Origin of the sequence: Bacillus sp. NH11B, assembly GCF_001884205.1 — a bacterium.
GTDB lineage: Bacteria > Bacillota > Bacilli > Bacillales > Bacillaceae_G > Bacillus_A > Bacillus_A proteolyticus.
The window spans coordinates 87221-100696 of the sequence record NZ_MAOG01000066.1 but is presented as its reverse complement, the minus strand read 5'-3'; the positions used below and the strand labels follow the sequence as shown (position 1 = coordinate 100696).

General features: G+C 38.2%; 14 protein-coding genes. 10 read left to right on the top strand and 4 right to left on the bottom strand.

Going from position 1 to position 13476, the window contains the following annotated elements; genetic code table 11:
* Nucleotides 1-47: 47 nt before the first annotated feature.
* The 4 genes from abc-f to BAU27_RS10680 all read right to left on the bottom strand — a co-directional run bounded on the left by abc-f (nucleotide 48) and on the right by BAU27_RS10680 (nucleotide 3810).
* Complete coding sequence (abc-f, locus tag BAU27_RS10695; RefSeq protein WP_071770854.1) at nucleotides 48-1682, bottom strand: ribosomal protection-like ABC-F family protein; 1635 nt, start codon at nucleotides 1680-1682, stop codon at nucleotides 48-50.
* Between the two features lie 264 nt (nucleotides 1683-1946).
* The gene (locus tag BAU27_RS10690) at nucleotides 1947-2492 is read right to left on the bottom strand and encodes a flavodoxin family protein (RefSeq protein WP_071770853.1); all 546 of its coding nucleotides are present in this window, start codon (nucleotides 2490-2492) and stop codon (nucleotides 1947-1949) included.
* Nucleotides 2493-2496: 4 nt separating this feature from the next.
* A complete protein-coding gene (locus tag BAU27_RS10685; protein ID WP_071770852.1) occupies nucleotides 2497-2865 on the bottom strand; it encodes a MerR family transcriptional regulator in 369 nt (122 codons plus the stop codon).
* 51 nt (nucleotides 2866-2916) lie between these two features.
* Complete coding sequence (locus BAU27_RS10680) at nucleotides 2917-3810, bottom strand: LysR family transcriptional regulator (RefSeq protein WP_071770851.1); 894 nt, start codon at nucleotides 3808-3810, stop codon at nucleotides 2917-2919.
* A gap of 151 nt (nucleotides 3811-3961) precedes the next feature.
* Between BAU27_RS10680 and BAU27_RS10675 the strand changes: the two genes are divergently transcribed.
* The 10 genes from BAU27_RS10675 to uvrA all read left to right on the top strand — a co-directional run bounded on the left by BAU27_RS10675 (nucleotide 3962) and on the right by uvrA (nucleotide 13409).
* Nucleotides 3962-4984 carry a YeiH family protein gene (locus BAU27_RS10675; RefSeq protein ID WP_071748014.1) on the top strand — a complete coding sequence of 341 codons (1023 nt, stop codon included), beginning with the start codon at nucleotides 3962-3964 and terminating at the stop codon, nucleotides 4982-4984.
* A gap of 293 nt (nucleotides 4985-5277) precedes the next feature.
* Nucleotides 5278-5475: a helix-turn-helix transcriptional regulator gene (locus BAU27_RS10670; RefSeq protein WP_002068313.1), complete on the top strand. Its 198-nt coding sequence runs from the start codon at nucleotides 5278-5280 to the stop codon at nucleotides 5473-5475.
* Nucleotides 5476-5486: 11 nt separating this feature from the next.
* The gene (locus BAU27_RS10665) at nucleotides 5487-5876 is read left to right on the top strand and encodes a hypothetical protein (RefSeq protein ID WP_071770850.1); all 390 of its coding nucleotides are present in this window, start codon (nucleotides 5487-5489) and stop codon (nucleotides 5874-5876) included.
* A gap of 17 nt (nucleotides 5877-5893) precedes the next feature.
* Nucleotides 5894-6115 carry a hypothetical protein gene (locus BAU27_RS10660; RefSeq protein WP_071770849.1) on the top strand — a complete coding sequence of 74 codons (222 nt, stop codon included), beginning with the start codon at nucleotides 5894-5896 and terminating at the stop codon, nucleotides 6113-6115.
* Nucleotides 6116-6220: 105 nt separating this feature from the next.
* Nucleotides 6221-6448, top strand: a complete 228-nt coding sequence (locus BAU27_RS10655; RefSeq protein ID WP_071770848.1) for a hypothetical protein — start codon at nucleotides 6221-6223, stop codon at nucleotides 6446-6448.
* A gap of 101 nt (nucleotides 6449-6549) precedes the next feature.
* Nucleotides 6550-7311, top strand: a complete 762-nt coding sequence (locus tag BAU27_RS10650) for a MerR family transcriptional regulator (RefSeq protein ID WP_071770847.1) — start codon at nucleotides 6550-6552, stop codon at nucleotides 7309-7311.
* Nucleotides 7308-7928 carry a hypothetical protein gene (locus BAU27_RS10645; RefSeq protein WP_071770846.1) on the top strand — a complete coding sequence of 207 codons (621 nt, stop codon included), beginning with the start codon at nucleotides 7308-7310 and terminating at the stop codon, nucleotides 7926-7928. The genes BAU27_RS10650 and BAU27_RS10645 overlap by 4 nt, the downstream gene beginning before the upstream one ends.
* A 46-nt stretch (nucleotides 7929-7974) precedes the next feature.
* Nucleotides 7975-8406, top strand: coding sequence for a DUF4362 domain-containing protein (locus BAU27_RS10640; RefSeq protein ID WP_071770845.1), 432 nt, complete (start codon nucleotides 7975-7977; stop codon nucleotides 8404-8406).
* A 150-nt stretch (nucleotides 8407-8556) separates the two neighbouring features.
* Entirely contained in the window at nucleotides 8557-10533 is a 1977-nt protein-coding gene (gene uvrB / locus BAU27_RS10635) for an excinuclease ABC subunit B (RefSeq protein ID WP_071748021.1), read from the top strand.
* Between the two features lie 5 nt (nucleotides 10534-10538).
* On the top strand, nucleotides 10539-13409 hold the full coding sequence (gene uvrA, locus BAU27_RS10630; RefSeq protein WP_071748022.1) for an excinuclease ABC subunit UvrA: 2871 nt from the start codon (nucleotides 10539-10541) through the stop codon (nucleotides 13407-13409).
* Nucleotides 13410-13476: the final 67 nt, after the last annotated feature.

Here is a 13476-nt window from a genome sequence, read left to right as displayed (position 1 = left end):
TATTTCTTGGGAAATGCGGAAGGCCCTGTCGATATATAGGGAAGACATTAGAGCGCTTCTTTACATTCTTGTATTTGAACTAATAGTGTTTCGTATTCTTGTTCGAGAGATTTGATGTCATCGTGATGATTTGGTATGGAAATTCGGCCGATGATTTCTGTTAGTTTTGTTTGTAATCGTAATAATTCTTGTTCAGTAACGTTTACAGAATCCCCGGTTGTTCTTTTTGTATAGTGCTCGTAATTACCGTGGAAGATTCTTGGTTCATTCTCATCTACTTGTAAAATATGGTCTGCAACAGAACGAATAAAGGCACGGTCATGGCTAATGAAAAGTATTGTGCCAGGATACTCCTGTAACATGCTTTCTAATTCTTCTTGCGTTGCCAAGTCTAAATAGTTTGTCGGTTCGTCGAGCAGAAGCATATTATAGTTTCCTAAAAATACTTTTGCGAGTGCAACCTTCATGTGTTCTCCACCACTTAAAACGTGCACAGGTTTATGAACATCCTCCCGGCGGAATAGGAGTCTTGCAAGTATTGTTCGAACGAACGATTCTGTATAGTTTGTTTCTTCTAGAACGTTTTCTAAAATTGTTTTATCTGTTTTTAAAATAGATAATGTTTGTTCAAAGTATCCAATTTTACAACTTTTCGAAAGCTGAATGCCACGCTCGTTCGCGAGAAGCATTTTGAACAAAGTTGTTTTTCCGCTTCCGTTTGCCCCTAAAATAGCAAGCTTTGCACCAGGGGCGATAGTCCCACTCATATTTTTAAATAGTGTGCGGTCACTTATTTTCTTTGTTATTTTATTAAACTGTACCACCACTTTACTATGAATGGGTGTATGGTATTGCGCGTCAAACTGAGCTTGAGAAAAGTTCTTCGGTTTTTCTTTCTGTTCCAACTTTTCAAGGCGTGTTTCTAGTGCTTTCGCTACTTTGCTAACATTTTCTTGCCCATGAGCCCCGCTGCACTTATAAAGTTTAGATTCAGATGAACTGAACCATGTTGGGATTTTTGTCATGCTAGAAGCACGTTGCTTTCTTTGTGAAATTGACTGTTCTAACCGATTTTTTTCTTGTATATATTGATCATATTCTGCTTGCTTTTGTATTCGCTCACGTTCTTTTTGCTTTCGATAGTTTGAATAATTCCCTTTATACTCTTGAATAGTACCGTCTTCAACTTCGATGATTTTTGTACATATGGTATCTAGAAAATCACGATCGTGTGATATTAAAACAAGTGCCCCTTTATAAGATAAAAGTGCCTTTTCTAACTGCTCTGTACCGAACATATCTAAGTGGCTTGTTGGTTCATCAGCGAATAGAATGCCTGCATCTTGTTCGAGAGCGTGGGCAATTTTTAGGCGCATTCGTTCACCGCCGCTCATTGAATCTGCAACGTTTGAAATACTCCATTTTCCTTTTGCAAGAGAAGAAGCGGTTTCCGGTAGTTCTTCGCTAAGCTGAGGAATGATGGCGATCGAACTATGATGAGTTACTGTGCCTTTGTCGGCTTCTAGTTCTTTACTTAATATTTGTAATAACGTAGATTTTCCAGCTCCGTTGACTCCGACAATTCCTATACGATCATTTGCTTGGATTTCCAGTGATGGTAGCGTAAATAGAGTGCGATCTCCAAAGCTCTTTTCAATATTACGTGCGAATAAAATAGTCATAAAAAAACCTCCCTAGTTTCACTAGAGAGGATAAACGTCGCCCTTCAATGTAAAAATCGTACATAAATAAACGATTTTTTACATGATCGTCTCGAAAGAAAGTATCGACAAATGGACAGACTAATCCTCTGCTAGTTTTCATCATTTTTGTTCACTATTTGTGATGGATGAAATAAATAAGAGAATTAGAACTTCATTGGTCAAAGTACCTTCCTTTCATAATATTATTTTTATTGTATGCGCATACAAAAGAGTTTGTCAAACTTATTTCTGTTTGTGATTTTTGAATTCGCTATTATACAGTTGTGCCTTTGCGAGTGCTTCAGCATCATTTTTGATTTCATCTAATCCATTCGCATCCCCAATAACATACCCTTCAAATGATGAACCAACAAAATCAAAGATATATTGGAATTGAGCAATAAGCGGTAATGCTTTTAGCTTTGGGTTGTCCCCGCCAACGATGACAACATACATTTTTTTGCCTTTCATGTTTTCTTTGAAATGAAGAGATGTATCGCGCAAGCTTTGTGACCAGCGATCAACAAAGTTTTTCATATGTCCACTCATTCCATACCAATATAATGGTGTAGCAAAGATAATCGAGTCGTGCTCTAGCATACGCTCAATTAACTGCTTATAGTCATCGTTTACAGGTTGGAATCCTTCTGCATCATGACGTTGGTCTGTAATAGGATAGACGGTATGATCACGCAAATAAATTTGTTCTGTCTCCATTCCATCAATCATCATATGTGTTAAAGATTCCGTATTTCCGTTTTGTCTCGAACTGCCGTGTATAACAAACATGTAATCATCCCTTTTCTTTTACTTGTTTTAGGAGTGAAACGTGTTTTTGTAAATTCGTTTGAATGTTGGAAAGTAATGCGATTTGCTTTGTTACTTCATTGAGTTTATCTTCGTAAAGTGCAAGGATACTGCTGCACGGATTTTCGTACAAGTGTGGCTCAATTTCAAGGCAGCGCAGCATCCTTGCAGTCTCTTCTAAATTTAAACCAAGCTGTAAATACATTTGAATAAGCTCTACTTTTTCAATGGCACTTTCATCAAAATCACGGTAGCCATTTGCGAGGCGTTTCGAAGGGAGTAATCCCTTTTCTTCATAATGTCTTAGTGCCCTTTCGCTAACCCCAGTTTCTTTTGATAACTCTCCAATTCGCAATGCGTTTCACTCCTTTTACATGTATTGTAAACCTTCACACTAATGTGAAGGTCAACTTTGTTTTTTCGCAAAAGAATCTACATGATTTAAAAACACTTGAATGGCTTTAGACGGGATGAAATATTTGCCGCGCACGATAGAGAACGGGCGGATTAGTTGTTCATTTGGAACTTCGACGTGGAATAGCTCTTTTGCAAGTAGCTCTTTCCGCACCGTCCAATCTGAAAGGATAGCGATGCCGAGCCCGGCAGCGACGGCTTCCTTCACGCTTTGAATACTGCTGAATGTAAAGAAGCGTTTCATTTTTAAATGATGTTGGTGTATAAAGCGATCGCTATAGGCACGTGTGCCAGAGCCACTTTCCCTTAATACCCAGACTTGATCTTGCAATGTATTTTCGTTAATTCCTTTGATATGGAGCAATGGATGGTTTGGAGGGACGACGAGCTTCATTTCATCTTGCATAAACGTTTCAACGTCTACATCGGCGTATACGACTTGGCCTTCTACTAAGCCGATATCAATTTGATTAGAGCGAAGGCTTTGCAAAACTTCTTCTGTATTTGAGATAAAGGTATGAACTTCCACATGTGGATTTTCATTGGCATAGTTAGCGAGTATTTTCGGAAGTAAGTATTCGCCAATTGTAAAACTAGCACCGATGCGAAGTGTTCCTGTTACGACGTTATGTAGCTCGTTAATTTCTTGTTTTGCATCTTCATAAAGTGAAAGCATTTGCTTTGCATGTATGTATAATATGTTTCCAGCTTCCGTAACTTGGACATGCTTCGGGGATCTCTGAATAAGTGTAGTCCCAAATTCATTTTCCAAGTTACGTATGTGCATGCTTACGCCAGGTTGTGAAAGGTTTAATAGTTCCGCAGCACGAGAGAAATGTTTTTGCTCAACGACAGTAACAAAGATTTTCAAAATGTCGACGTTCATATAATGGGCTCCTTTCTTTTTCTATCATCTTATCATAAGTATTTCTGATGATAGAGATTCAATATTGATATTAAACTTATTATTAAAACTCTCTTATAATGTAAGTAGAAAGAACATGCATGTTCCAATATGATTATTGGGGTGGTACAAGGTGGAACAAACACTTGTTATACAAAAGAAGAAGGGCTTTGGATTTTCGCAAGGTATTGGGATTACGTTATTAATCGCCATTGCCGCGAAATATTTAGCAGAGCTTCCATTTTTAAATATTATGGGACAATTAGTAATCGCTATTCTAATCGGGATGGTTTGGCGTGCGGCAATCGGGATTCCTCAAGAAGCGATAGCGGGAACGAACTTTGCGAGTAAGAAGTTACTTCGCTTTGGGATTATCTTACTTGGAATGCGGTTAAATCTTGTAGATATTGCGAAGGCTGGGCCGAAAGTATTGGTCATCGCAGCGGTTGTCATTACATTTACCATTTTCGTTGTATATGGACTAACGAAAGTATTTAAAGTAGAAAAGAAACTTGGGATTTTAACAGCATGCGGGACGGCAATTTGCGGTGCAGCTGCGGTCGTGGCAATTGCACCGCAAGTGAAAGCGAAAGATGAAGAAACGGCAGTTGGGGCAGCGATTATTGCAATTTTAGGTACGATATTTACACTTATTTATACATTATTATATCCAGTGCTTGGCTTATCTCCGTACGGTTACGGTGTATTCTCAGGGGCGACGCTGCATGAAATTGCTCACGTTATCGCGGCTGCAGCGCCAGGCGGTAGCACGGCTGTAGACATCGCGGTTATTGTGAAATTAACGCGCGTAGCGATGCTTGTGCCAGTAGCGATTTTAATTGGATTATGGTTTGGTAAGAGCGAGGGAAGCAAAGAAAAAGGATCGTGGCGCGATCTTCCGATTCCTTGGTTCATCTTCGGATTTTTAGCAATGAGTGCGGTGCATTCGCTTGGGATTATCCCAGAAGTTGTTGCGGGATATATTGTAGTCATTGCGTACATGCTTATCGCAATGGCGATGGCAGGACTCGGTTTAAATGTAGAGTTTAAAACGTTCCGCAAATTAGGAAGCAAAGCATTTGTAGCAGGGCTGATTGGCTCGGTTTGCCTATCGATTCTTGGATATATTCTTGTATGGGCATTAGGATTTATGTAGTAGAGGAAAAAGCTGTTCCAAAAGATATTTTGGGACAGCTTTTTCTTATGATTATAGCGCTACGGATGTCGGTATTTGTCGGTAAGTCGATATATTTAGAAAATCGCCGATATAAATGGAGTTGCGCTGATATATTTGGAAAATCGCTGATATAAACTTAATTACTATCGTACTTTGTTAGAGAAGGCGTTCAGGGGAATGTTTTTTCTAAAATTTGTAAAGATATCTTTACTTGCATTTGGAAAATATTTATAATTAAAGTAAAGATATCTTTACTTTCGAAGGTGGATCCTATGGGTGTGAAAAATAAAATTAAGGAATTACGAAAACAACATCATATAACGCAAATTGAAATGGCAAAGGCGATGCAAGTGACGCGGCAGACAATCGTGGCGATTGAGAACCATCACTATAACCCGAGTCTAGAATTATCCCTAAAAATCGCCAAATATTTTGAGATGAAGGTAGAGGAAATATTTACGCTGGAGTAAGGGGAGAGAAAATGAACGATACTAAAAAGTTGTATATTACTACTGTCTTAGGATTATGTGGAGGAGACGTTTTAGTTCGTATTATGGACCCATCTATACCGATGTTACCGCTAATAGTTAGTAACATTTTAGCAATTGCATTTTTGACGGCGTATGTGTATTACAAAAAGCGTAAGTACAAAAAAGAAGAACTTCCAGATATAGATGAGCGAGTAAATGAAAATATAAAAAGGCATGTAAATGTCTCGCTTATATTCGCATTTGTCCTTCTCATTTTTTACATTGGTGCGAGCAAAGTCGTAGGCAGAGATGTCATACCTACGCCAGAAATATTCATTGTATGTAGTTTCTTATTTGCTGGTAGTCTCATCATAGGAGTAATGGCGGGGAAACGAGCATAGCGATAGGAGGAATGAAAATGCAAGATGAGTTTGAGAGATTTCAATCGGATAAAGCGTTTAAATATTTAGGGTTGTTTTTAACAATGAGTTTAGCGGTATGGAGTTTGTACAATTTAATTGTTTATGGAAATGCGGGCATGCCGTTTGTTTTATTTGTATTAGGACAGTTTGTTTATTTCTTTGTGAACTATTGGCCGAAATGGAAATATAGAAATCGAAAAGAGGCTGATCATGTATGAGTAAGCAAGAGGTTATGAGGTTTATAGGAAGCTTATCTTTAGCGTGGCGTCGACGAGTGTATTAGCAATAAGGGGAATCAAATCAATATATAAAGGGGAAACGGGATGGGATTAGCGGTATTATGTGTTGCGACGGCTATATTTGCACTTTTGTGGGGGATGCAAAACTTCTCTCGTAATCCAGTGCCAAGTGTATGTATTATGATTGGCGCTGTAGGTTTGTCATACTATTTATTAGTTTTAGCGCATTATCATAAAACAGCAACAGGTGTTGTTGTTGGGGCGATTATTTTATTTTGTGGGCGTGCCGTGCAAAAGGGGTTATTTCCATAAAAGCTGTTTATACAAAAGGTATAAACAGCTTTTTGTATTTTTTTTTACAAACTACTTGAAAGTTACGTTACGTCACCTTTTATAATGAATGAGAAGAGGTGATGGAGTTGATTTCAATTCAAGAACTAACGAGGGAAACAGGGGTTACAGTAAGAACGCTACGATATTATGATCAAATCGATTTATTAAAGCCGAGTGGGAAAACTGATGGGGGACATCGGTTATATAGCGAGAGAGACGTTGTTCGTTTGCAGCAAATTTTATTTTTAAAAGAAATGGGTTTTTCATTAAAAGAGATTACGAATATGTTAATAACGGATGAGCTCAATTTAAAAGTATCGCTTGAAAAGCAACTTAAGTTTGTACAAGAAGAACAGAAAAAATTTAATCGAATGGAACGTATTTTACAAGCAGTTGTTTATTCAGTAGATGTAGAAGGGGAACTGGATTGGAGAGTTATGTTTGAACTCATTCAGCTTTCGAAACAGTCTCCTCGTATACGTGAAATATTTCAAAATGAAGTCTTTTCGAAAGAAGAGCAAGATTTACTTCATAATTTGCCAAATATGAGTGAGGAAGATCCGAATGTGTTAGAGTGGGTAGATTTATTAAAACAATTACGTAACTTTATGAAAGATGGTAAGGAAGCATCATGTGATGAGGTACAAGGTGCAACAAAGAAATTAATGCAGAAGTGTTTGGAGATGGCAAATGGTGATGAAGCATTTTTAGATAAATTGTGGGAAGTAAGAAAGTCAAAAGAAGATTCACAGAAAATGAGTATGTATCCAATTGAGGAAGAGCTTCTAGTATATATGGATGAGGCTTTTCGTATATATGATGAAAGGGAGAGGGATAAATGAGTATACTCGCAGAATATCGATGGTACTTTTTAATTGGTGCAGAGATTGTATTTTGGCTATCAGCTATCGGATTCTTTTTACTAAGGTATGGATTTCGCTTGAAAAAGGCGAGCTTTATTATGGGGATTGTGCTACTCATAAATGAAGTGTTTATTTTAACTTTAGGGGTATTGGACTATTATCAAACAGGGAAGTTCTCTAATTTTCAAATCATTACGGTAATCATTTTATTATATGCAGTTTTTTATGGGAAAAAGGATTTGAAGAAATTAGATATATATGTACAAAAATTAGTTTCGAAGTGGCGGAATGAACCGGCGCCTATTATCGAAGAACCACTTGAAGTAACGGGCATGGCGCACGCGAAGCAGGAAATAAAAAATTGGGTTTTACATCTTATTTTGTTTGTTGCGGTTCATATATTCTTTTTCTTCATGTATGGGCTTATTCCAGTAGAACAGTGGGGAAATTGGTTAGAGTCAGGAATCGTTTTAAATAAAACAGCAAGCCGTGTAAGCCAAGTGTGGGCTATTATTCTTTTAGCGGATGCTGCGATTTCATTTTCATATGTTATTTTTCCGAAGAAGGAGAAAGGAAACAAGAAGCTACTTTCATAGAGGAAAGTAGCTTTTTCTAGTATACCAATAGTTTGTATAGGAGAGGATAACAATAGGAAAAAGAACAGGTTTTATATGCCTAGTTCTCTTTAGCTTAGTAGCATGCTCACAACCTAACAGTGCAATTGATAAGAAGAATGATGTCGTTGCAAAGGGGGCAGAAATGTCTAATCTGGATAAATTCGAAAAGTTCGTTTTGAATGTGGAACAAGGGGAAGTTGATAAAATAAGAATTGTAAATTATACAGATGAAGGTGATTCGGTTTTTCAAACGTTAGAGCATAGTGAGAAAGATATACTTTATGTGTTAGATAATAGACAAGACCGATTTGCTGGTGACCATAAAGGGTTACATAAAGATAGTTGTAAAAGGATTGTTAAAGAGCAACGTGAATCAGAAATGGCTTATAGGTTAATAGATTGTGCGAATGAAAATGGGCGCAATGGATATGACTTATTATATGTACTTAAAAAATAGAGTTAGTAGAGGAGGGAAGTATTTATTCCTTCCTTTTTTATGTATATATTGTCGAAAGTTTTACCGAATATCTGTTCGTTTTTTTAGGTTTTTTATGAGCATTCGTGGTAAAATAATAATACAGATTTTTATGAGGAGGTCGGTTTTTAGTTGGAACATCCATTTGAAATTATCTCAGAGTATTCCCCGCAAGGTGATCAGCCGGGAGCGATAGAGAAGCTTGTAGAGGGGATTAATAGTGGTAAGAAAAAACAAGTGTTGCTTGGAGCGACAGGAACGGGTAAGACATTTACGATTTCAAATGTCATTAAAGAAGTGCAGAAGCCAACACTTGTAATGGCTCATAATAAAACGTTAGCAGGACAGTTATATAGTGAGTTGAAAGATTTCTTCCCTAACAATGCTGTTGAGTATTTTGTTAGTTATTACGATTATTATCAGCCAGAAGCGTACGTACCACATACGGATACATTTATTGAAAAAGATGCGCAAATTAATGATGAAATCGATAAATTACGTCACTCGGCAACTTCTTCTTTATTTGAACGAGATGATGTTATTATCGTTGCGAGTGTGTCGTGCATATACGGTTTAGGTTCACCGGAGGAATACCGTGAGTTAGTTGTTTCACTTCGAGTTGGTATGGAAAAGGACCGCAATCAATTGCTTCGTGAACTTGTTGATGTACAGTATGGACGTAATGATATTGATTTCAAGCGTGGTACATTCCGTGTGCGCGGAGATGTAGTTGAGATCTTCCCGGCATCGCTTGACGAGCATTGTATTCGAATTGAATTTTTCGGTGATGAAATCGATCGTATTCGAGAAGTAAATGCATTAACGGGTGAAGTATTAGCAGAACGTGATCATGTAGCAATCTTCCCGGCATCTCACTTCGTTACACGTGAAGAAAAGCTGAAGGTTGCTATTGAAAATATTGAAAAAGAATTAGAAGAACGGTTAAAAGAATTAAATGATAACGGTAAATTGTTAGAAGCGCAGCGTATAGAACAACGTACACGCTATGATTTAGAAATGATGCGTGAGATGGGCTTTTGTTCAGGGATTGAAAACTATTCCCGTCAATTAACACTTCGTCCAGCAGGTTCAACACCATATACACTGTTAGACTATTTTCCAGAGGATTTCTTAATTGTTATGGATGAATCGCACGTATCGGTGCCGCAAGTAAGAGCGATGTATAACGGAGACCAAGCGCGTAAGCAAGTGCTTGTGGATCATGGATTCCGTCTGCCATCAGCTTTAGACAATAGACCGCTTACGTTTGATGAGTTTGAAGAGAAAACGAATCAAGTTATTTACGTTTCGGCAACACCAGGACCATACGAATTAGAGCAATCACCAGAAGTAATAGAACAAATTATTCGTCCAACAGGGCTTTTAGATCCACCAATTGATATACGACCAATTGAAGGTCAAATTGATGACTTGCTAGGAGAAATTCAAGATCGTATTTTGAAAAATGAACGTGTATTAATTACGACTTTAACGAAAAAAATGTCAGAGGATTTAACAGATTACTTGAAAGATGTAGGAATTAAAGTGAACTATCTTCACTCTGAAATTAAAACGTTAGAACGTATTGAAATTATTCGTGACCTTCGTCTTGGTAAATTTGATGTACTTGTCGGTATTAACTTATTACGAGAAGGATTAGATATTCCAGAAGTATCACTTGTAGCTATTTTAGATGCTGATAAGGAAGGATTCTTGCGTTCAGAGCGTTCATTAATTCAAACAATTGGTCGTGCGGCGCGTAATGCAAACGGCCGCGTTATTATGTACGCAGATCGTATAACGAGATCAATGGGAATTGCAATTGAAGAAACGCAGCGTCGTCGTACTATACAAGAAGCTTACAATGAAGAGCATGGTATTACGCCGAAGACGATTCAAAAGGGAGTACGTGACGTTATTCGTGCAACAACAGCAGCTGAGGATACGGAAACATATGAAGCAACACCAGCTAAGAAGATGACGAAAAAAGAACGTGAAAATACAATTGCGAAGATGGAAGCAGAGATGAAAGAAGCAGCAAAAGCGTTAGATTTCGAGCGTGCAGCTGAATTAAGAGATTTACTATTAGAATTAAAAGCGGAAGGGTGAAAATAGTGAGTAAAGATTTTATTGTTGTAAAAGGTGCTAGAGCGCATAATTTAAAAAATATTGACGTAACCATTCCGAGAAATCAGCTTGTTGTTGTGACGGGATTGTCTGGTTCAGGAAAATCATCGTTAGCATTCGATACGATTTATGCAGAAGGGCAGCGCAGATACGTAGAATCGTTATCTGCGTATGCACGTCAGTTTTTAGGGCAAATGGATAAGCCGGATGTTGATACGATTGAAGGTTTATCTCCAGCGATTTCAATTGATCAAAAAACGACGAGTCGTAACCCGCGTTCAACGGTTGGAACGGTAACGGAGATTTATGATTATTTGCGTTTATTATTTGCACGAATTGGTACACCAATTTGTCCGAATCATGGAATTGAAATTACATCGCAAACAGTAGAACAGATGGTAGACCGTGTTCTCGAATATCCTGAACGTACGAAGCTGCAAGTGCTAGCACCTATCGTGTCAGGGCGTAAAGGTGCACATGTAAAAGTGCTTGAAGATATTAAGAAGCAAGGTTATGTTCGTGTACGTGTCGATGGTGAAATGCTTGATGTATCTGAAGAGATTACGTTAGATAAAAATAAGAAGCATTCTATAGAAGTTGTAATTGACCGTATTGTTGTAAAAGAAGGAATTGCGAGTCGTCTTGCAGATTCACTCGAAAGTGCTTTAAAGCTTGGCGGGGGCCGAGTTTTAATCGACGTTATGGGAGAAGAGGAACTTTTATTTAGTGAGCATCATGCTTGTCCGCATTGTGGTTTTTCAATTGGAGAATTAGAGCCGCGCATGTTCTCATTCAATAGTCCGTTCGGTGCATGTCCTTCTTGTGATGGACTTGGTTCAAAGCTAGAGGTAGATTTAGAGCTTGTTATTCCAAACTGGGATTTATCATTAAATGAACATGCGATTGCTCCGTGGGAACCGACAAGTTCACAATATTACCCACAACTTTTACAATCCGTATGCAATCACTACGGCGTTGATATGGATATGCCGGTGAAAGACATACCGAAAGATTTATTTGATAAAGTGTTGTACGGAAGCGGGGAAGAAAAGGTATATTTCCGCTATGTGAATGAATTTGGTCAAGTAAAGGAAAATGAGATTTTATTTGAAGGTGTTATTCCAAATATCGAGCGTCGTTATCGTGAGACGAGTTCTGATTATGTTCGTGAGCAAATGGAGAAATATATGGCAGAGCAAGCTTGTCCGAAGTGTAAAGGCGGACGATTAAAGCCTGAGAGTTTAGCTGTTTTCGTTGGTGATAAAACGATTGCTGACGTAACGAAATATTCTGTTCAAGAAGTACAGGAATTCTTCTCGAATGTTGAGTTAACGGAGAAACAACAAAAAATTGCTCATTTAATTTTAAGAGAAATTCAGGAGCGCGTTGGGTTCTTAGTGAACGTTGGTTTAGATTATTTAACGTTAAGTCGTGCTGCAGGAACTTTATCAGGTGGTGAGGCGCAGCGTATTCGTTTAGCAACGCAAATTGGTTCTCGTCTTACGGGTGTGCTTTATATTCTTGATGAGCCTTCTATCGGTTTGCATCAACGTGATAATGATCGTCTTATTCGTACATTGCAGGAAATGCGTGATTTAGGAAATACGTTAATTGTCGTTGAGCATGATGAAGATACGATGATGGCTGCTGATTATTTACTTGATATCGGACCGGGTGCAGGTATTCATGGTGGTCAAGTTGTATCAGCGGGTACACCAGCTGAAGTGATGCAAGACGAGAATTCATTAACAGGGAAATATTTAAGCGGTAAAGAGTTCATTCCAGTACCACTTGAGAGACGTAAAGGTGACGGACGTAAAGTGGAGATCGTCGGTGCGAAAGAAAATAACTTAAAAAACGCGAAAATGTCATTCCCTCTAGGTACATTCGTAGCAGTAACAGGCGTATCTGGATCTGGAAAAAGTACGATGATTAATGAAGTATTATATAAAGCGTTAGCTCAAAAGTTATATAAAGCGAAAGCGAAGCCAGGGGCTCATAAAGAAATTAAGGGTCTTGAGCAGTTAGATAAAGTTATTGATATTGATCAATCACCAATCGGGCGTACACCACGTTCCAACCCAGCTACGTATACAGGTGTATTCGATGATATTCGTGATGTGTTTGCACAAACGAATGAAGCGAAAGTACGCGGATATCAAAAGGGACGTTTTAGTTTTAACGTAAAAGGTGGCCGTTGTGAAGCGTGCCGCGGTGATGGAATTATTAAAATCGAAATGCATTTCTTACCAGATGTGTATGTTCCGTGTGAAGTTTGTCACGGTAAACGTTATAATCGTGAAACGTTGGAAGTTAAATATAAAGATAAGAACATTTCTGAAGTATTAGCAATGACGATTGAAGATGGGGTAGAGTTCTTTGCTAATATCCCGAAAATTAAGCGTAAACTTCAAACGCTTGTAGATGTAGGGCTTGGTTATATGAAATTAGGGCAACCAGCTACGACGTTATCAGGCGGCGAGGCGCAGCGTGTGAAATTAGCTTCTGAATTACACCGTCGTTCTACAGGGCGTACGTTATACATCTTAGATGAGCCAACGACTGGCTTACATGCCCATGATATTGCACGTCTTCTAGAAGTGTTGCAACGTCTTGTTGAGAGTGGCGAGACAGTACTTGTAATTGAGCATAATTTAGATGTTATTAAAACAGCGGATTATATCATTGACCTTGGACCAGAAGGCGGAGACAAAGGCGGACAAATCGTTGCTTCCGGAACGCCAGAGCAAGTAGTAAAAGAAGAACGCTCGTATACAGGTAAGTATTTAAAAGAGATTTTAAATCGTGATAAAGCAAGAATGAAAGAGAAGATAAAAGAAGTAGAGTTATCGCAATAAGTGTATTGATAAAAATCGAGTGGGAAGTACACTCGGTTTTTATTTTGCAAAGGAAAACGGGTAAGAG

Bases quoted from the DNA above. Each gene is read 5' to 3' on its own strand.
- abc-f (WP_071770854.1), bottom strand. From the start codon at position 1,682: ATGACTATTTTATTCGCACGTAATATTGAAAAGAGCTTTGGAGATCGC.
- BAU27_RS10670 (WP_002068313.1), top strand. From the start codon at position 5,278: ATGGGTGTGAAAAATAAAATTAAGGAATTACGAAAACAACATCATATA.
- BAU27_RS10660 (WP_071770849.1), top strand. From the start codon at position 5,894: ATGCAAGATGAGTTTGAGAGATTTCAATCGGATAAAGCGTTTAAATAT.
- BAU27_RS10650 (WP_071770847.1), top strand. From the start codon at position 6,550: ATGGAGTTGATTTCAATTCAAGAACTAACGAGGGAAACAGGGGTTACA.
- BAU27_RS10665 (WP_071770850.1), top strand. From the start codon at position 5,487: ATGAACGATACTAAAAAGTTGTATATTACTACTGTCTTAGGATTATGT.
- BAU27_RS10655 (WP_071770848.1), top strand. From the start codon at position 6,221: ATGGGATTAGCGGTATTATGTGTTGCGACGGCTATATTTGCACTTTTG.
- BAU27_RS10690 (WP_071770853.1), bottom strand. From the start codon at position 2,492: ATGTTTGTTATACACGGCAGTTCGAGACAAAACGGAAATACGGAATCT.
- BAU27_RS10680 (WP_071770851.1), bottom strand. From the start codon at position 3,810: ATGAACGTCGACATTTTGAAAATCTTTGTTACTGTCGTTGAGCAAAAA.
- BAU27_RS10645 (WP_071770846.1), top strand. From the start codon at position 7,308: ATGAGTATACTCGCAGAATATCGATGGTACTTTTTAATTGGTGCAGAG.